The 18,420-nt window shown below is 64.4% G+C and carries 14 protein-coding genes; 5 read left to right on the top strand and 9 right to left on the bottom strand.

Going from position 1 to position 18,420, the window contains the following annotated elements:
* Positions 1-14: 14 nt before the first annotated feature.
* Positions 15-1,685 carry a PucR family transcriptional regulator gene (locus ACNQOP_RS13785; protein ID WP_416404812.1) on the bottom strand — a complete coding sequence of 557 codons (1,671 nt, stop codon included), beginning with the start codon at positions 1,683-1,685 and terminating at the stop codon, positions 15-17.
* 103 nt (positions 1,686-1,788) lie between these two features.
* Between ACNQOP_RS13785 and ACNQOP_RS13780 the strand changes: the two genes are divergently transcribed.
* The 3 genes from ACNQOP_RS13780 to ACNQOP_RS13770 all read left to right on the top strand — a co-directional run bounded on the left by ACNQOP_RS13780 (position 1,789) and on the right by ACNQOP_RS13770 (position 7,413).
* Positions 1,789-3,276 carry a CoA-acylating methylmalonate-semialdehyde dehydrogenase gene (locus ACNQOP_RS13780; RefSeq protein WP_416404811.1) on the top strand — a complete coding sequence of 496 codons (1,488 nt, stop codon included), beginning with the start codon at positions 1,789-1,791 and terminating at the stop codon, positions 3,274-3,276.
* A 42-nt stretch (positions 3,277-3,318) separates the two neighbouring features.
* Positions 3,319-4,680, top strand: a complete 1,362-nt coding sequence (locus ACNQOP_RS13775; protein WP_416404809.1) for an aspartate aminotransferase family protein — start codon at positions 3,319-3,321, stop codon at positions 4,678-4,680.
* 96 nt (positions 4,681-4,776) lie between these two features.
* Positions 4,777-7,413 (top strand): trehalase-like domain-containing protein, encoded by a 2,637-nt coding sequence (locus ACNQOP_RS13770; protein WP_416404808.1) that lies wholly within the window; start codon positions 4,777-4,779, stop codon positions 7,411-7,413.
* A gap of 6 nt (positions 7,414-7,419) precedes the next feature.
* Here ACNQOP_RS13770 and ACNQOP_RS13765 read toward each other — a convergent pair whose 3' ends face one another.
* Positions 7,420-8,346, bottom strand: a complete 927-nt coding sequence (locus tag ACNQOP_RS13765) for an AEC family transporter (protein WP_416404807.1) — start codon at positions 8,344-8,346, stop codon at positions 7,420-7,422.
* Between the two features lie 159 nt (positions 8,347-8,505).
* Positions 8,506-8,937, bottom strand: coding sequence for an aspartate 1-decarboxylase (gene panD / locus ACNQOP_RS13760; protein ID WP_235517917.1), 432 nt, complete (start codon positions 8,935-8,937; stop codon positions 8,506-8,508).
* Positions 8,938-9,065: 128 nt separating this feature from the next.
* Here panD and ACNQOP_RS13755 point away from each other — a divergent pair, with 128 nt between their 5' ends.
* Positions 9,066-9,695 carry a hypothetical protein gene (locus tag ACNQOP_RS13755; RefSeq protein ID WP_416404806.1) on the top strand — a complete coding sequence of 210 codons (630 nt, stop codon included), beginning with the start codon at positions 9,066-9,068 and terminating at the stop codon, positions 9,693-9,695.
* Positions 9,696-9,704: 9 nt separating this feature from the next.
* On the opposite strand, the gene ACNQOP_RS13750 is transcribed toward ACNQOP_RS13755, so the two are convergent.
* Genes ACNQOP_RS13750 through ACNQOP_RS13735 form a run of 4 tightly spaced genes read right to left on the bottom strand, consistent with a single transcriptional unit; the run spans position 9,705 to position 14,842 of the window.
* The gene (locus tag ACNQOP_RS13750) at positions 9,705-11,207 is read right to left on the bottom strand and encodes a rhamnulokinase (RefSeq protein ID WP_416404805.1); all 1,503 of its coding nucleotides are present in this window, start codon (positions 11,205-11,207) and stop codon (positions 9,705-9,707) included.
* An 8-nt stretch (positions 11,208-11,215) separates the two neighbouring features.
* Positions 11,216-13,267, bottom strand: coding sequence for a bifunctional aldolase/short-chain dehydrogenase (locus tag ACNQOP_RS13745; RefSeq protein ID WP_416404804.1), 2,052 nt, complete (start codon positions 13,265-13,267; stop codon positions 11,216-11,218).
* Positions 13,268-13,271: 4 nt separating this feature from the next.
* Positions 13,272-14,438 (bottom strand): L-rhamnose isomerase, encoded by a 1,167-nt coding sequence (gene rhaI / locus ACNQOP_RS13740; RefSeq protein WP_416404803.1) that lies wholly within the window; start codon positions 14,436-14,438, stop codon positions 13,272-13,274.
* Positions 14,435-14,842, bottom strand: a complete 408-nt coding sequence (locus ACNQOP_RS13735) for an L-rhamnose mutarotase (protein ID WP_284987988.1) — start codon at positions 14,840-14,842, stop codon at positions 14,435-14,437. The genes rhaI and ACNQOP_RS13735 overlap by 4 nt, the downstream gene beginning before the upstream one ends.
* Before the next feature lie 124 nt (positions 14,843-14,966).
* Here ACNQOP_RS13735 and ACNQOP_RS13730 point away from each other — a divergent pair, with 124 nt between their 5' ends.
* Positions 14,967-15,983: a LacI family DNA-binding transcriptional regulator gene (locus ACNQOP_RS13730; RefSeq protein ID WP_416404802.1), complete on the top strand. Its 1,017-nt coding sequence runs from the start codon at positions 14,967-14,969 to the stop codon at positions 15,981-15,983.
* An 18-nt stretch (positions 15,984-16,001) separates the two neighbouring features.
* Here the strand turns inward: ACNQOP_RS13730 and ACNQOP_RS13725 are convergent, their stop codons facing one another.
* Together ACNQOP_RS13725 and araA are read right to left on the bottom strand one after the other, a co-directional pair.
* Positions 16,002-16,898, bottom strand: coding sequence for an aldose 1-epimerase family protein (locus tag ACNQOP_RS13725; RefSeq protein ID WP_416404801.1), 897 nt, complete (start codon positions 16,896-16,898; stop codon positions 16,002-16,004).
* Complete coding sequence (araA, locus tag ACNQOP_RS13720) at positions 16,895-18,415, bottom strand: L-arabinose isomerase (protein ID WP_257369330.1); 1,521 nt, start codon at positions 18,413-18,415, stop codon at positions 16,895-16,897. The genes ACNQOP_RS13725 and araA overlap by 4 nt, the downstream gene beginning before the upstream one ends.
* Between the last annotated feature and the right edge of the window lie 5 nt (positions 18,416-18,420).

Below are 18,420 nucleotides of genomic sequence, written 5' to 3'. Positions count from 1 at the left end.
GGTCTGTCAGCCCTTTACTGTCCCCTTATCAGGTGGGCCAGAAGTGCTACGTGCAGCGAGGTGCGCGATTCGGGGTCGTCCAGGTCCACACCCAACAGTTCTTCCAACTTGGCGAGCCGGGCATAAAGCGTTGGCCGGCTAAGGTAGCCGCTGCGTGCCATAGCGGCTTTGTTGCCCCCGGATCCGAGATAGCGGCCCAACAGCTCCAAATATTCGCCTTTGCCTTCGGCTTCAGCACGGAGGACGGCAGACAACTCGGACTCCACGAATTGCTGGACCCGGGGATCCTTGCGCAGGAGGGCGAGCAGCCCGCGAAGGCGCACATCAGTAGCTCGATAGTAGGGTTTGCCTGTTTCCCGTAGTGTGGCGGCGCTTTCGGCTACGTGGGCCGCTTCGTCAATGCCCGCCGCGGCTTCCAGGAGCGTGGCCTTCATGCGGCCAACACCAATGATCCAGGTTGGAGGAATCGCGGGGATGGGGCGGACTCCGGAGCCGGCCACAACCACTGGGCCTGCGGCGGCTTCGGCCAATATCTGCAGCGTCGGTTCCTCCTGCTGCCGGGCCGGGAGGGCAAGGATCATTCCGACTGAACCGGACTGGATACTTGCCGCCAAGGCTGTTCCGGCGGTGGACTTCAAGGCTTTCGCCAGTCGCTCCAGAAGTTCGCGTTCGTCCTGCTGCCCCGCGAAGGGGTCGGTGGGCAGCACAGGGAGACCCCACGCTGGGAAGGCGGTCCTGAAAACGAGCGGCACGTAATAAGAGGAGCGTTTCAAACCCAAGGAACCAGCACGTGCCAGCGCCTCCGCCTCACTGAGTCCGCGGGGCTGGCGCAATGAGTTCAGAAGTCCGGCCTGGGCATGATGGCTGAGCTCTCGCTGATCGCGGTCCGCCAAGCGGTTGATCGCCAGGGTCTGGGCTGCCCGCTCAAGAACCATGACGGCCATGTCCTCATCGGCGCCACCAGCTGGCGGAGGCATCGGCACCACCAGCCTGCCCCATACCTGTTGCCTTACCCCCACCGCTGCCTGCAGCCACTGCTCCGGCCCGGACCTGCCGGTGAGCGACGGAAACGGCGTGGTCCTGGAGCGCCGCCCCCAATCGTCCAAGAGATCCGCGGTGGTCACGTGCCGGCCCGCATAGGCGAGCACCAAGTGCGAGAGGTCCTCCAACACGACAGGGGCGCCGATCATCGTGGCCGCCTGCTCCACGACGCGTTGGGTGTCTGCGCTTTCCAGGCTCAGCACAGTGAATGCCTCATGGACGTCCCGGGCCCGTTCCACGCGCTCAAGTTGGTCCGCGACGATCATCCTGTGGACGATCTCCGTGACCTGGACGAACCGCACCCGGCGTTCAACGATGACCACGGGAATCGAGGCTGTACGGGCTGCTTCCTCCAGGGCTTTCCGGCTGCGTTGCCGCTGGCCGACGAGTTCCACGATCAGGCCGGCCGCTCCGGCGGCCTCCAGGGAGTCAATGAACGACGCCGATGCTTCCGGTGATTTTTCCAGCTCCAGTCCGGTGGTGAGCACCAGCTCCCCGCCCGACAGCAGCCCGCCGACGTCGAGTATTTCGCTGACGTGCACCCAGCGGACCGGTGCGTCCAAACCGTTTGCGCTGCCGAGCACAAGGGGATCCGCGGCGCGCAGCACGGGGAGTTCGAGGACGGCACCGACGGTAGGAAGCATTTACACAGTGTAAGGGCGCAGTCCAATAACCTTACAGACGTCTCCTTATATAAGCGGTGGTGCGCGGCAAGACTTGTCCCAGGCCACCTACCAAGGAGAACTCTTGAACACCATCGAGCACTGGATCAACGGCAGCTACGTCCCGGCGGGCGACCGCACCGCTTCTGTCACCAACCCTGCCACCGGGAAGGTGACCGGACAGGTCGCCTTGGCCAGCGTCGAGGACGGCAACGCCGCCGTCGCTGCCGCGAAAGCCGCTTTCCCGGCTTGGCGCGAAACCTCCCTGGCGCGCCGCACCCAGATCCTTTTCGCTTTCCGCGAGCTCCTCAACTCCCGCAAGGACGAGCTTGCTGCGATCATCACCTCCGAGCATGGAAAGGTCCTGGACGATGCTCTGGGCGAGGTAACCCGCGGACAGGAAGTCGTAGAGTTCGCGTGCGGTATCCCGCACCTGCTCAAAGGCAGCTACACCGAAAACGCCTCCACCAAAGTGGACATCCACTCCATCCGGCAAGCACTGGGCCCGGTCGCAATCATCAGCCCCTTCAACTTCCCGGCGATGGTCCCCATGTGGTTCTTCCCGATCGCGATCGCCGCGGGCAACACCGTCATCATCAAGCCGAGCGAAAAGGACCCCTCGGCCGTCAACTGGGTGGCCGAGCTGTGGAAGGAAGCCGGCCTGCCCGACGGCGTATTCAACGTCCTGCACGGCGACAAGGTCGCGGTCGATACCCTGCTGACGCACCCGGACGTTAAGGCCGTCTCCTTCGTGGGCTCCACCCCGATCGCCAAGTATGTCTACGAGACCGCCACCGCCCACGGCAAGCGGGTCCAGGCCTTGGGTGGGGCGAAGAACCACATGATCGTCCTTCCCGACGCCGACCTGGACCTCGCTGCCGACGCCGCAATCAACGCCGGCTTTGGTTCCGCAGGCGAACGGTGCATGGCTGTTTCGGCGCTCCTGGCTGTAGGCGAGATCGCTGACGCACTGGTGGACAGGATCGCTGACCGGGCCCGGAACCTGCGCACCGGCGATGGGCTGCGCGGTTGCGACATGGGCCCCTTGGTCACCTCCCAGCACAGGGACAAGGTGTCGGGTTACGTCGACGCCGGTGAAGCCGCCGGTGCCACGCTGGTGGTCGACGGCCGCGGCATCGTTCCCGACGCTGAAGGCGATGGCTTCTTCGTGGGCCCAACACTGTTTGATCACGTCACCACCGACATGTCCATCTACCAGGACGAGATCTTCGGGCCGGTGCTCTCGGTGGTCCGGGTGGACAGCTACGACGAGGCGCTCGCCACCATCAATGCCAACCCGTACGGCAACGGTACGGCGATTTTCACCAACGACGGCGGTGCCGCCCGCCGCTTCGAGAACGAGGTTGAGGTGGGAATGGTGGGCATCAACGTTCCCGTCCCCGTACCCATGGCCTACTACTCGTTCGGGGGCTGGAAGAACTCCTTGTTCGGTGACACGCACGCCCACGGCACGGAGGGCGTCGGCTTCTTCACCCGCGGCAAGGCCGTCACTACCCGCTGGCTGGACCCCAGCCACGGCGGGATCAACCTCGGTTTCCCGCAGAACTCCTAAGCGCCAGAAAAAATTGTCAGTGCCAACGTCAGGACAATCACTATGACCGCCATCCTTGAACCATCACTCACGGACCCTGGGGCAGCCCAACGCGCCTACGAGCTGGACCGCAAGCACGTCTTTCACTCCTGGTCCGCGCAGGACACCCTGGATCCCATGGTCATCAGCGCAGCGGAGGGGTCGCACGTCTGGGACGGTGAGGGCAACAAGTACCTGGACTTCTCTTCCCAGCTGGTGAATACGAACATCGGGCACCAGCACCCGGCCGTTGTGGCGGCGATCGCGGCGCAAGCAGCCAAGCTGTGCACGATTGCTCCCAGCTATGTCAACGACGCCCGATCAGAGGCCGCGCGGCTGATCGCGGAACGGACCCCGGGAGAGCTGGACCGGATCTTCTTCACCAACGGTGGCGCGGATGCCAACGAACATGCTGTCCGGATGGCCAGGCTGCATACGGGCCGGCACAAGGTCCTTTCCGCCTACCGCTCGTACCACGGCGGAACACACCTGGCAGTCAACATCACTGGCGACCCCCGGAGGTGGGCCAGCGACCACGCCTCCACCGGCACCATCCACTTCTTCCCGCCCTACCTCTACCGCACGGCCTTCCACTCGGCCACGGAGGCAGAGGAAGCCCAGCGGGCATTGGAGCACCTGGAACAGCTCATCGAGTTCGAAGGCCCATCCAGCATCGCTGCGATCATGATGGAAAGCATCCCAGGAACGGCAGGGATCTACGTTCCGCCGGCAGGCTACATGCAGGGGGTCCGGGAGTTGTGCACCAAGCACGGGATCGTCTTCATTGCCGACGAGGTCATGGCCGGTTTCGGGCGCACAGGCAAATGGTTCGCCGTCGAGCATTTTGACGTCGTCCCGGACCTGATCACCTTTGCGAAGGGCGTGAACTCCGGATACGTACCGCTCGGTGGCGTAGCCATCAACCCGGAGATCGCGGCCACCTTTGGTACCAGGGTCTATCCTGGCGGATTGACCTACTCCGGTCATCCACTGGCCACGGCGGCAGCAGTCGCCACCATCAACGCCATGGAACGTGAAGGCATTGTGCAGCACGCGGAACGCGTTGGCACCGACGTGATCGGTCCGGCGCTGGCTGGATTCGTCGAACGTCACCGTTCTGTAGGAGAAGTGCGGGGTCTCGGCGTTTTTTGGGCCATCGAGCTGGTCAGGAACCGTGACACGCGGGAGCCGCTGGCGCCGTACGGTTCCTCCAGCCCCGAGATGAACCAACTGGTGGCGGCGTGCAAGTCGCGGGGCCTCATCCCGTTCGCGAGCTTCAACCGTATCCACGTGGTTCCACCCTGCAACATCAGCGTCGAGGACGCCCGCGCAGGCCTGGCCATTGTGGATGAGGTCCTGGATATGGCGGACGCTTTCACGGAGTAGGCAGTTCCAAATGTTTTACGCATTTGCAACGAATAAAGCATGACGGCGAAACCGTACGGGCGGAAACTGGATCTATCCGCTTCGGAAGGATTCCCCATGCCTACTCACTTGAACCAGTCGGTTGCCGATTCAGCACTGCTGATGAAGTCCCTTCCGCTCGGCCTGCTCCGGACTGCCCTTCAGTCCGACTCGCCAAACGGCATCACGCCGCAGCTGTTCTCGGAGCTCCGGGTCCTGGCCCGGGTTCCGGGCCTGCTGGTGGCCTGCAACTATGGCGGGACTCTCTGCGCGGCCGAAGGCGTGTCCACGGAAACACTGCCTTTGGACAGCGCCGCCGTGGCTTTACGGGCGCTCGCAGCGTTGCCGAACACGCACACCGCCATCATTTCCGGCCGCTCACTCAGGGACCTGGCAGCAGTATCAAGGCTGCCGGCGGAGGTGCATTTGGTGGGTTCGCATGGCGTGGAGTTCGACATGGGTTACGCCTACACCCTGTCCCTTGCCACGGAACAACTGCTCCAGCAGGTGGCCACGGCGTTGACCGAAGCCGTCGGGTTCGAAAAGGGCATCAGCGTGGTCCGGAAGCCCGTGGGCGTAGCCGTGCACACCCGGCCCGCGACACCGGAAGTCGTGGACCGGGTGGTCTACGCTTCGCAAAAGATCGCCATTGAATTTGGTTTGTACTTTATTGTGGACGGCACAGTCCTGGACCTCACTGTCGAGGAGCCTGCCAAGGGGCAAGCCTTGGAGCAGCTCCGGGCGCGGCTGGGCGTCAGCGCCGCACTTTACGCAGGAGACGCCGAGAGCGACGAAAAAGCGTTGGGGACCCTGCGCGGACCGGACCTTGGTTTGCACGTCGGTTCGGGGGATACGACGGCGGCACACACCATCCCGGATCCGGAAGCCTTCGCGAAGGTGCTGGCTTTATTGTTCGAGCTGCGCCGCGCCTGGCTCTTCGGTGAGGACGCCGTGGGGCTGGAACGACATTCGATGATCGGCAACGGCAGCTCCACCGCGTTGCTCACGCCCGACGCGAAAGTCTGTTGGATGAGCCACCCCCTGCCGGACTCGGGATCACTGTTCGCCCATATCCTTGGCGGGGATCCTGCAGGCCACTTCAGCGTAGAGCCAGTTAAGCCCTCGCAGGTGCTGGCCCAACGCTATGTGGATAACACCATGATTGTTGAAACCCGCTGGGCCGACGTCACAGTGACCGACTATCTGGAACCGGCACCGGAAGGCATCACCAGCCTGGTTCGCGTGCTTTCGGGAACAGGCACGGCCCGGGTGGTTTTCGCGCCGAGGCCCGACTACGCCAATGCACCGTTCGACATGGAGATCCGCGGCGATGACGTCCACATCATCGGCACCTCGGACCCCATCATCCTCTCTGCCCCGGGAGTTGCTTTCCAGGTCACCAGCGACGGCAGGTTCGCAACGGCAACAGCAGAAGTGGCGCTCAACAACGGACCCGTGGTGCTGAACATGCGTTGCGGTGACACCGAGCCGCCACCCGCGGACCCGGTGGGTGAGCCCCACCGGCGTGCCGCCGTCGGACTCGTCACGCGCGAGTGGGTCAAAATGCTGCAGCTGCCCACCATGAAACCGTCGCTGGTGCGGCGCTCGGCACTGGTGTTGAAGTCGTTGGTCCACGAGCCGACAGGTGCTGTCCTTGCCGCGCCGACAACATCGCTGCCTGAGGGGATCGGCGGCACCCGGAACTGGGACTACCGGTATTGCTGGCTCCGGGACGGTTCCATGACGGTCAACGCCTTGGTCAGCCTGGGCTCAACCGAGGAGGCTGAGGGATTCCTCAGTTGGCTGGGCCGGATCCTGGAGAACGCGCCGGGGCCGGAATGGTTGCACCCGCTCTACTCGGTGACCGGGGCTCCACTGTCAACGGAGGCGATCGTTGAGAGCTTGCCAGGCTACGCGGGTTCGCGGCCCGTGCGGATCGGCAACGCAGCAGACCACCAGGTTCAGTTGGACGTGTTCGGTCCAATTGCTGAGCTGATCCATGATCTCGCTGAGCGGAGGGGCTTCCTCCCGGACGACCATTGGTTCCTCGTGGAGCAAATGGCCCACGCCGTCCTGGCCCGCTGGCACGAGCCCGACCACGGTATTTGGGAGGCCCGCCGCGCGCCCAGGCACCATGTGTACACCAAGGTCATGTGCTGGGTGACGTTGGACCGGGCCCTCCGGGCTGCGGCGCTGCACGGCCGCGAACCTCACCCGGATTGGGAGCCTGAGGCCCGGACCATCCGTGAGGAAGTCCTCCGGGAAGGGTGGGACGGTTCGGCCGCGTCGTATTCCGTGGCCTACGACAGCCCGGACCTCGATGCCGCTGTCCTGCACGTCGGACTGTCGGGCCTCCTTGATGTCCAGGACCAGCGTTTCCTGGACACCGTCACTGCCGTCGAGCGGGAGTTGCGGGTGGGGCCCACGGTCTTCCGGTACAGGTACGACGACGGCCTGCCGGGCTTGGAGGGCGGCTTCCACATCTGCACCACCTGGCTGATCGAGGCCTACTTGGCCGTGGGGCGCCTGGATGATGCGCTGGAGCTGTTCAACCAGTTGGTGGCACTGTTCGGGCCCACAGGCCTGTTGCCCGAAGAGTACGACCCCGGCACCGAAACACACCTGGGAAACCACCCGCAGGCGTACTCACACCTGGGCTTCATCCGGTGCGCACAGCTCCTGGACCACTACCTGGCAAGCGCGGATGTGGAGTAAAACGGGCTAGGCGAGCAGCAACGCCACGCCGATCATGGCGGGCACGGCCACGATCGTGGTGATGAGCACGGTGTCCTTGGCCACGGTGATTCCGGCCTGGTAGCGGTTGGCTGCGACGAACACGTTCTGGGCTGTGGGAAGTGCGGACGTCACCACCACGGCAAACAATGCGTGGCCGTCCATTCCCAGGGCAAAGCGGGCAAACAGGTACGCGACCAGGGGATGCACGATCAGCTTGAACCCGCTGGCCAGTAACGTATCGAGCCGCCGTCCGGCGTCCTTTTGCAGTGGCCGGGACCCGTTGAGGCTCATGCCGAACGCCATCAGCATGGCCGGAATCGCTGCGCCGCCAATGAGGTGGACCGGTTCCAGGATGAGCGCCGGCACCTGGAATTCGGTACCTGCCACCAGCAAACCCAATGCCGAGCCCACGATCATGGGGTTCTTCACGATCATCAGCACGAAGCGCAGGGGAGTGGTGCGGTGCGAACTGGTGCTGGCATCCAGTGCCATCAGGTACATCGGGGTGAAGAACGCCAACTGGAAGATCAACAGCGGGGCCACATAGCTGGCATCGCCGAGGACAAAAACGGCGATGGGGATGCCCAGGTTCGCGGAGTTCGCCAACGACGCACTCATGGAGGACATGAGGGCTTCGGGCATCGAACGCTTCAGCCAGAATTTCACGATCAGGAAGAACAGCAGGCCAGTGATGACAGCGCCCACGGCCGTGACAAGAAGCGGTGCAGCGAACACGTCGTGCAGCTTGGCCTTGCTCAGTGTTTCAAAGAGCAGCGCAGGGCTCGCCACGAAGAATGTCAGCGAACTCAGGACGGACCGGGCGTTCTCGCCCAGAATGTTGCGGCGTCCCACGAACATGCCCACCAGGATGATGGCCCAGACAACAAAAAATCCCGACAGGACGCCGATCATGGCAGCGTGCGGGCGGGGGCTCTTTGGGTCACGAACTACAGCCTAGCCAGAACCGCCCGGCGAGTAAGCGTTTTCTGCCGGGTGTTCCGTCATATGGACGCCCATAACGCGCTCGACGTCGGCACCCGGATGGGTACCGACGTCGAGCGCTGCTGAGGCTTAGCTGAGGTGCGCCGCGTTGTTCAACGCGTGCGGAGGGCGCATGAGCCCGGGGGTGTGCGCCTCTGCGGGGTCGTTACCCAACTGGAGGATGTGGTTGTCCTCTCCCACGTGGACCACCTTGGGCTGGTAAGACCTGGCCTCTTCGGTAGTCATCTGCGCGTAGGTGATGAGGATGACCAGATCTCCTACGTGGACCTGGTGGGCGGCGGCACCGTTGATCCCGATCACGCCGGAACCGCGCTCGCCGGCGATCGTGTACGTCTCCAGGCGGGCACCGTTGGTGATGTCCACAATGGAGACGAGCTCGCCGGGAAGGATGTCCGCGGCGTCCAGGAGGTCCAGGTCGACAGTGACCGAACCGACGTAGTGGAGGTCGGCGTGGGTCACCGTTGCGCGGTGAATCTTGGACTTGAACATTGTGCGGATCATAATGCGACCAGTTTAGCGCGGCACCCTCGTCCGGCGCTGTGACGTACCAGACTCCTGGCCCTGAGGGGAGGACGCCCATGGGGTAACGTCTTTTGCGGTGAAGTGACCCCGATCGAAAGGCCCAAAGCGTGCTGGAGTCTTACGCGCAGGGGAGACCGCTGGAGTATTGGCTCTCGGCCGATCTGGCCAAGGTCAGTCCTCCCCAAGCCCCTTCCCGTCTGCGCCAACTTGCCGATGCGCAGGGTGCCTTGGCAGCGGCCTGGAGCGGTGCGATCGGCGGTGGCCCCTTGATGCTCCTTATCGGCACCGTTGTTTCCACGCTGACCGGTAATCCCGCGTGGGTACTGTCTTTGGGACTGCCGGGAATTGCCCTGGGCTGGCTTGGTTGGCGGGGCTGGAAGAAGGTCCGGAGCAGACTGCCGGACACAAACAAGCTGCTCATTAATCGCGGACCGGGATCTGCCAAGGGTGGCGTGTGGGCGACCCTTGGGATGGCGGGCCTGCTGGCTGCTGGTTTTGCTTTGGCGGTTCCCTCGGCATTTGAACGAGGATCACTCGCCACGCTGTCGGGCGTCTACTTCATGATGGTGCTCCTGTTGGTGGTGGGTATCCTCATACCTTCCGTAGTCATGGGCAGGGCGCGTGAGTCGTTCCGGGAGAGGTTGCTGGTGGATCCGGACCTCCGCCGGGCGGTGGAGGCGGACATGGCCACGTGGAGGGACCCGCACGGCGGAAGTACGGCGTACGGGCCACTCTGAGGTTCGACTTTAGACCGGGTTGCTCATCAACGCAGGCTGGTACTTTTCCAGCGCAACCCCGGAAGCAGCCAGCGACCTCACTTCGGCCAGGTCGCCTTCCACCACGCCGCCGGCGCGTGCCTGCACCAGGACATTGCCCAATGCAGTGGCCTCTACGGGACCGGCAATGACGGGTTTTCCGGTAGCGTTCGCGGTCAGTTGGCACAGGAGCCGGTTTTGCGAGCCACCACCCACGATGTGCACCACTGTGGTGTTGCGGCCGGTGAGCCGTTCGGCGTCGGCCAGCGTACGTGCGTAACCGGCCGCGAGGCTGTCCATAATGCAACGCACGACGGCGGCAGGACGGTCCGGAAGGACGTCGCCGTTGTGCCGCACGGCTGCGCGGATACGGTCCGGCATGTTGTCCGGTGCGGTGAAGGCGGGATCATCGGCGTTGATCTGCGGCCCGTCCTGGGGGAGTGCCGCAGCTGAGTCCAGCAGTGCCGGCAGGGACTGGCTGAATCCTTGTGCGGCCCAGGAACGCTGGCATTCGCTCAACAACCACAGGCCGCCGACGTTGCGCAGGTACCGGATGGTGCCGTCCACTCCGCGCTCGTTGGTGAAGTTGGCCTGGCGGCTTGCCTCGGAGAGGACGGGCGAGGGGAGTTCGACGCCCACCAAGGACCACGTCCCGGAGGAGATGTACGCAAAATCCTGGCCCTCAGCGGGGACTGCGGCCACGGCGGAGGCGGTGTCGTGCGAACCAACGGCCACCACCTTGGTGTCAGCTGAAAGGCCGGTCCGCTCAACAATGGCGGGCAGCAAGGTACCAATGGTCTCGCCGGGCTGAATCAGCGGCGGGAAGATATCCCGAGGCAAGCCCAATGCATCAAGGAACCCCAATGCCCACTGGCCCGCTACGGCGTCGAAAAGCCCGGTGGTGGAAGCGTTCGTGGCCTCGGTCCGCCGTTCGCCGGTGAGCAGGAAAGCGATGAGGTCCGGAATCAGCAGGGCCTGGAGTCCATCCACGTCCTTTTCCGTGGCTAGTTGATACAAGGTGTTGAACTGCAAGTACTGCAAGCCGGTGGTGGCGTAGAGCTTCTCGGGCGGGATCACTGCGTGTACCCGCTCCACAGCGGCCCGGCTGCGTTCGTCGCGGTAGCTGTAGGGCTGCGCGGTCAGTTCGCCGGCGTCGTTCACCAATCCGTAGTCAACCGCCCACGTGTCGATGCCGATGCTCGCGATGCGCTCGCCGCTGCCCGCCGCCACGGAAGCAGCGGTAGCGAGTCCCTTGAGCACCTCCGCGAAGAGGGCGTCGAAATCCCAGTGGAGGCCGCCGTCGAGCTCTATGACGCCGTTGGGAAAGCGGTGGATCGTTTCCAGTGCGACGCCGGACGTCGGCGAGACGCGGCCCAGCATGACGCGGCCGGAGGACGCGCCGATGTCGATGGCTACGAAAACCTGGTTTGTTTGCGGAGAGGACACCGCCCCGGCGTGGGCCGGGGCGGTGTCCGTGGCGGTTCCGTTCGTCACTGTTGGTCCTAGCGGAGGAAGGCGGCTGCCACGCCGGCGTCCACGGGGATGTGGAGGCCGGTGGTGTGGGAGAGCTCGTTGCTGGTGAGCACGGACGCGGCATTGGCCACGTGTTCCGGGAGGACTTCGCGCTTGAGGAGCGTGCGCTGGGCGTAGTACTTGCCCAGCTCCTGCTCGTCCACGCCATAGACGGCTGCGCGCTTGGCGCCCCAGCCGCCAGCGAAGATGCCCGAGCCGCGGACCACGCCGTCGGGGTTGATGCCGTTCACGCGGATGCCGTGATCGCCCAGTTCAGCGGCCAGCAGGCGAACCTGGTGCGCTTGGTCTGCCTTGGTGGCGGAGTAGGCGATGTTGTTGGGGCCGGCGAACACGGAATTCTTGGAGGAGATGTAGATGATGTCTCCGCCCAGGCCCTGGTCGATCATCACCTTCGCCGCGGCCTTGGACACCAGGAACGAGCCTTTGGCCATGACGTTGTGCTGCAGGTCCCAGTCCTTCTCCGTGGTTTCCAGCAGCGGCTTGGAGATGGACAGGCCGGCGTTGTTGACCACCAGGTCCAGGCCGCCGAACGCGAGCACTGCCTCCTGGATCGCGGCTGCGATCTGGGCTTCGTCGGTCACGTCGGCCTGGACGCCGATGGCGACGTCGGAACCGCCCAGTTCCTCGGCTACCTTTTGGGCGTTCTCCAGGTTCAGGTCGGCAATGACCACGCACGCGCCGTCGGACGCCAAACGCGTGGCGATCGCCTTGCCGATGCCCGACGCCGCACCCGTCACCAGCGCGATGCGGGTGGCGTGGGACTTGGGCTTGGGCATCCGGGCGAGCTTGGCTTCTTCCAGCGCCCAGTATTCGATGCGGAACTTCTCGGATTCCTCGATCGGCGCGTAGCTGGAGATCGCCTCGGCGCCGCGCATCACGTTGATGGCGTTGATGTAGAACTCGCTGGCCACCCGGGCGGTCTGCTTGTCCTTGCCGAAGGAGAACATGCCAACGCCAGGGACCAGCACAATGGCCGGGTCCGCGCCGCGGAGGGCCGGGCTGTTTTCGTCTGCATGACGGTCGTAGTACGCCTGGTAGTCCTCGCGGTACGCGGCGTGCAGTTCCTTGAGGCGGTTGGTTGATTCCTCGATGGTGGCGTCGGCCGGCAGGTCCAGGACCAGCGGCTTGACCTTGGTACGCAGGAAGTGGTCCGGGCAGGAGGTGCCCAGCGCGGCGAGGCGTGGGTGCTCGGTGGCGGCGAGGAATTCAAGGACGACGGCGTCATCGCTGAAGTGCCCCAGCTGCGGTTTGTCGGTGGAAGCCAAGCCGCGGATCACCGGGGCGAGGGCGGCTGCCTTGGCCCTGCGCTCGGTCTCCGGCAGGGCGCCGTAGCCGGGGAGCTTGGCGCCGAAGGGTTCGGTCTTGCCGTTGTCCTTGATGTAGTTCTCGGCCTGATCGATGATCCACAGCGAGTTCGCTTCGGCCTCTTCGGTGGTGGCGCCCCAGGCGGTGATGCCGTGGCCGCCCAGGATGGTGCCGATGGCCTGCGGGTTGGCTTCCTTGATCGCCGCGATGTCCAGGCCCAGCTGGAAACCGGGGCGACGCCATGGAACCCACACCACTTTGTCGCCAAACACCTTGGAGGTCAGCGCCTCGCCGTCCACCGCGGTTGCAATCGCGATGCCCGAGTCCGGGTGCAGGTGGTCAACGTGGGCAGCGTCCACCAGCCCGTGCATTGCGGTATCGATCGACGGCGCCGCGCCGCCCTTGCCGTGGAGGCAGTAATCGAAGGCGGCCACCATCTCGTCTTCACGTTCGACGCCGGGGTAAACATCCTTGAGTGCCTGGAGCCGGTCGAGTCGGAGTACAGCGAGGTTTTCGGCTTTCAAGGTGCCGAGGTCGCCGCCGGAGCCCTTGACCCAGAGAAGCTGGACGTCCTGGCCGGTGACGGGGTCCTTCTCGGTGCCCTTCGCTGACGTGTTGCCGCCAGCGAAGTTGGTGTTCCGCTTGTCCGCACCCAGGCGGTTGGAACGGTTGATCAGCTCTTCAACAGTGGTGTTGTCTGTGTTCTGCATGTTCATGCCTTTACGCGCCCCATCCGGCTTGCTGGCCGCCTGCGCGGTCCTCGTTGATCTTCTTCTGGTAACCGCTGGCCTTGTAGGCGGCCATCGGATCGGCGGGCAGGCCGCGGGACTCGCGCCACTGCGCCAGGATCGGGCGGACATCGGTGAAGAAGGCATCGTTGAAGATGCCGTTGGCGGCCAGGACGTCGCCTGCACGCTGTGCTTCGTTCAGTGCAGCGGAATCCACCAGGAGGGCACGGGCCGTCATTTCCTGGACGTTGAGCACCGAACGGATCTGTCCCGGGATCTTCTCCTCCAGGTTGTGGCACTGGTCCAGCATCAGGGCAACGCCTGACTCCTTGCCGAAGCCACCGCCGCGGATCACCTCGTGCATGATGCGGAACAGCTGGAAGGGGTCGGCCGCACCAACAATCAGATCATCGTCGGCGTAGAAGCGGGAGTTGAAGTCGAAGGACCCCAGCTTGCCCAGGCGCAGGAGCTGCATGACGATGAACTCGATGTTGGTTCCCGGGGCGTGGTGGCCGGTGTCGAGGCAGACGAAGGCCTTCTCGCCGAGGGCAAGGGTCTGCGCGTACGAGGTACCCCAGTCAGGAACATCGGTGTGATAGAAAGCGGGCTCGAAGAACTTGTATTCAAGGACCAGGCGCTGCTGGTCACCGAGGCCCGCGTAGATCTCCTGAAGGCTTTCCGCGAGGCGGTCCTGCCGGCCGCGCATGTCGTCCTGGCCCGGGTAGTTGGTGCCGTCAGCCAGCCAGATCTTCAAATCCTTGGACCCGGTGGCGTGCATGATGTCGATGCACTCCAGGTGGTGATCGATGGCCCGGCGACGTACGGATTCGTTGGACGAGGTCAGGGAGCCGAACTTGTACTCGTCATCCTGGAAGGTATTGGAGTTGATGGTGCCCAGGCCAACGCCCAACCCTTCGGCGTATTCGCGGAGTGCGGTGTAATCGTCCACTTTGTCCCAGGGGATGTGCAGGGCCACGGTGGGAGCCAGCCCCGTGAGTTCGTGGACCTTGGCGGCGTCGGCGATCTTTTCCTGGACGGTGCGCGGAGTACCCGGGGTGCCGAACACCTTGAACCGGGTGCCGGAGTTGCCGTAGGCCCAGGACGGCACTTCAATGGCCAGTTCCCCGAGGCGGCCAAGGGCCGATTCTGTGGTGTTCATGCTTGTTCCTTTGGGTGTTCGTGGGCTGGGTCTATGTCTTTGTGTGCGGTGCCGGTGGGGTCTGTGGCGATCCCCGCAGCGGCCAGTTGATCGTCCAGGTTGAAAACTTCCTCGATGATTTCGAAGCCCTGGTCGGGTGGGAGGTCGCTGCCTGCGAAGAGGGTCGCCATCTCGGCCTGCCAACGGGCATTGACGTCGGTCAGGGCCATGCGTGCCTGCGCTGCCCGGTAGTCTTCGCATTCCAGGTAGCCGATCAGCTGGCCATCAGGGGCGAGGAACAGGGAGTAGTTGTTCCAGCCCGCACTCTTCAGCGCTGACAGCATCTCCGGCCAGACGGCCGCGTGGCGCTCCTTGTACTCGTCCATCAGCTCCGGCTGAACGGAGGAGCGGAAACAAACCCTCATATGGGATCTCCGGGTTACTCGTCTTTGAATCGTTTCATTTGTTACGATTCAAATTACCCTCGGAAACGGGAGGGTGTCAAGGCGTTTCCAGCACTTTGACTTCGGCCCACGGAGATCGGAAAGCATGTCCACGACAGCCAGCATCAAAGACGTTGCCACCCATGCACAGGTAGCCGTGGGAACTGTTTCCAACGTGCTGAATTATCCGGACCGCGTTTCCCAGCGGACCAAGGAACGGGTCCTCAAATCCATCGCTGAGCTGGGTTTCGTACGCAACGACGCCGCCCGCCAACTCCGGGCAGGACAAAGCCGGACCATCGGCCTGATTGTGCTCGATGTCGGAAACCCCTTCTTCTCCTCCGTGGCCCGTGCGGCTGAGGACGCAGCTACGGCCCTGGGAAGCGTGGTGCTGGTGGGGGACAGCGGCCAGGACGCTTCCCGCGAAGCGCACTACATGGACTTGTTCCAGGAACAACGGGTCCAGGGCCTGCTGATCTCGCCCGTCGGCGATGTGGGCCAGCGGATCGATACGCTTCGCGAACGCGGAGTGCCTACCGTCCTGGTGGATGAACTGGCCGACACCGGGCGGTGCAGCTCAGTATCCGTTGATGACCAGGAAGGCGGATATTTGGCCGCCAAGCATCTGCTGGACATTGGCCGCCGTCGTTTGGCCTTTGTCGGAACGCCGACCATCCGCCAGGTGGCCAGCCGACTCAAGGGCGCGCAGCGCGCCGTCGCCGAAGTATCCGGAGCCAGCATCGAGGTGCTCGACTCCGAGGGGCAGACCGTCCTGACAGGCCGCAAAGTGGGCAACAGCCTGGTGGAACGTTCTCCGGAAAAGCGCCCGGAAGCTGTCTTCTGCTCGAACGATCTCCTGGCCCTGGGCGTCATGCAGTCCCTGACCATGCTGCGGACAGTCCGGATTCCGGAGGACATTGCTTTGATCGGCTATGACGACATCGATTTCGCCATCTCCGCTGTAGTGCCGCTGTCCTCGATCCGCCAGCCCACGGAAGCGCTCGGCCGCACGGCGATCGAGCTGCTCGCGGAAGAACAGGAGAGCGGCGGGACCAAGCACCGGTCCGTAGTGTTCACGCCCGAGCTGGTGGTCCGCCAAAGCACTGCGGGCGCAGGAAGCTAACGCCCGGCCCGTTGAGTGCTACAGAGCGTAGATGCTCCAGGATGCCGTGTGCTCAGCGCCGGGCTCAAGCCGCATCAGGTTCGTTCCGCTGTTGAACGCATCCGGTGGGCAGGTCATGGGCTCCACGGCCAAGCCGATCCGGCTCGGAATGGGGGCCGGCTTGTCGGCCGTGTGGATCTGTAGCCACTGGCAGCTTTCGTCCCAGGACATTCCGACGCCGGTGCCCGCCGGATCCCGCACGGAAAGCCGCGCCAGCCCGTCGTCGAACGTTATGCCCGTAAAGGCGTGATCGATCTCGGTGCTGCCGATGGCGCGCGGAGCGCGGAAATCGAACTCATGACCTGCCACGGGTGCCAATGAAAGCGGCAGCAGCCTGTCCGGCGTGACCTCCAGGAACGAGTCCGCGGCGAAATCCAGGACCCACTCATCCAGCGGCGACGAACCGGCCACAAGGTATGGGTGCGGGCAGACTCCGTAGGGTGCTGCCACGTCCGCGGCATTCACAGCCGTTACGGAAGCGTGCAGCCCGGAATCGTCCAGCACGTACCGGGCCGAAAGTTCCAGGGCGAACGGGTAACCCGCGGTCGGACCTACCGTACACGTCAAGGTGACCGAACCGGCGTCGGACTCCTTCATTGTCCAGTCGAGCGGGAAGGCGAGGCCGTGCAAAGCCGTGCCGCGTTCCGGTTCGTTGACCGGCAACTGGTGCGTGACGCCGTCAAAGCTGTACCTGCCATCCGCGATCCTGTTGGGCCACGGTGCAGCGATGATGCCGCGATAGTCCGGGATGGGTCCACCCTGGGGAAACTGGACCACCAGGTCCCGGCCGTGGAACTGCAGGACGCGGAGCGCAGCCGCGCGGGCGGTCACAACAGCCGTGTAACCGCCCGCGCTCAGCGTGAATTCAGTACTCACAGGCCGCCGGCCAACTTGTAATAGGCGGCGTTCCAGGCGAGTTCCTTCTTGAACTGTTTGATGGTGGTGTCCTGGTCGATGGTCAGGAGTTCGGTCTTGGCGATTTCGGCGAAGTCCTCGAATACCTCCAGGCCCACCTGCGTGGACAATACCGTGTGGTGCGCTGCGCCGGCGGTGAGCCACGCGGCGGCCGAGGTAGCGAAGTTCGGCTTGGGTTCCCACAGCGCGCGGGCGACTGGCAGGTTGGGGAGCGGTTGGTCGAGGTCGACGACGTCCACCACGTTCGCCACCAAGCGGAAGCGATCGCGCATGTCGGACAGGGCCACCACCACGCCGGGGCCGGCGTCGGTGTCGAAGACCATGCGGACGGGATCTTCCTTGCCGCCAATACCCAGCGGGTGGATCTCAACGCGCGGCTTCTTGGCGGTCAGCGACGGGCAAACCTCCAACATGTGCGCGCCCAGGATCTTCTCGCTGCCGGGCTCCAAGTGATACGTGTAGTCCTCCATCAGCGATGCGCCGCCGGGCAGATCCCCACCCATGACCTTGGCCGCGCGGACCAGGATGGCGGTCTTCCAGTCACCCTCGGCACCGAACCCGTAGCCATCGGCCATAAGACGCTGGACGGCCATGCCGGGGAGCTGGCGCAGTTCGCCCAGGTCCTCGAAGGACGTGGTGAAGGCCGCAGAGCCGTTGGCTTCCAGGAAGCTGCGCAGTCCCAGCTCGATGCGTGCACTGTAGCGCAGCGACTCGTGGCGGTCGCCCCCTGCCTTGAGTTCGTCAACCACCTCGTAAAGGCGTTCGTACTCCGCGACCAAAGCGTCGACGTCGGATTCCGCGGCGCCGTGGACAGCCTCGGCGAGCTCGTTCACGGACCAGGTGTTCACCGAGACGCCGAAGCGCAGCTCGGCCTCGGTCTTGTCGCCTTCGGTGACTGCGACGTTGCGCATGTTGTCACCGAAGCGGGTGAGCTTCAGCGTGCGGACGGCGGCCCACCCGGCCGAGGCGCGCTGCCAGGCACCCACCTGGCGGGCTACCTCGGGGTTGCTGACATGCCCGACGACGGTCTTCCGCGGCACGCCCAGGCGGGACTGGATGTACCCGAACTCGCGGTCACCGTGAGCTGCCTGGTTGAGGTTCATGAAGTCGAAGTCGATATCAGCCCACGGCAGGTCCCGGTTGGCCTGGGTGTGCAGGTGCAGCAAGGGCTTGCGGAGGGCGTCCAGGCCCTGGATCCACATCTTGGCCGGGCTGAACGTGTGCATCCATGCGGTCACGCCGATCACGGAATCGTTGGAGTTCGCTTCCAGTGCGGTGCGGCGGATGGCGTCCGAGTCGGTGAGGACCGGCTTCCAGACGAGTTTGACCGGGACGTCGTTGCTGGCGTTGAGGGCGTTGGCAATCTCCTGCGACTGCGCTGCGACCTGCTTGAGGACGTCCTCGCCGTAGAGGTGCTGGCTGCCGGTGAGGAACCAGACCTCGTACTGCTCAAGTGACGTGTTGTTGGCCTTTGCCATGGGGG

The organism is Arthrobacter sp. LFS091 (genome assembly GCF_047977885.1).
Classification (GTDB): domain Bacteria; phylum Actinomycetota; class Actinomycetes; order Actinomycetales; family Micrococcaceae; genus Arthrobacter.
This window is presented reverse-complemented; position numbering and strand designations above follow the sequence as displayed.

Bases quoted from the DNA above. Each gene is read 5' to 3' on its own strand.
- ACNQOP_RS13785 (WP_416404812.1), bottom strand. From the start codon at position 1,685: ATGCTTCCTACCGTCGGTGCCGTCCTCGAACTCCCCGTGCTGCGCGCC.
- ACNQOP_RS13775 (WP_416404809.1), top strand. From the start codon at position 3,319: ATGACCGCCATCCTTGAACCATCACTCACGGACCCTGGGGCAGCCCAA.
- ACNQOP_RS13770 (WP_416404808.1), top strand. From the start codon at position 4,777: ATGCCTACTCACTTGAACCAGTCGGTTGCCGATTCAGCACTGCTGATG.
- ACNQOP_RS13765 (WP_416404807.1), bottom strand. From the start codon at position 8,346: ATGATCGGCGTCCTGTCGGGATTTTTTGTTGTCTGGGCCATCATCCTG.
- panD (WP_235517917.1), bottom strand. From the start codon at position 8,937: ATGATCCGCACAATGTTCAAGTCCAAGATTCACCGCGCAACGGTGACC.
- ACNQOP_RS13745 (WP_416404804.1), bottom strand. From the start codon at position 13,267: ATGAACATGCAGAACACAGACAACACCACTGTTGAAGAGCTGATCAAC.
- rhaI (WP_416404803.1), bottom strand. From the start codon at position 14,438: ATGAACACCACAGAATCGGCCCTTGGCCGCCTCGGGGAACTGGCCATT.
- ACNQOP_RS13735 (WP_284987988.1), bottom strand. From the start codon at position 14,842: ATGAGGGTTTGTTTCCGCTCCTCCGTTCAGCCGGAGCTGATGGACGAG.
- ACNQOP_RS13730 (WP_416404802.1), top strand. From the start codon at position 14,967: ATGTCCACGACAGCCAGCATCAAAGACGTTGCCACCCATGCACAGGTA.
- araA (WP_257369330.1), bottom strand. From the start codon at position 18,415: ATGGCAAAGGCCAACAACACGTCACTTGAGCAGTACGAGGTCTGGTTC.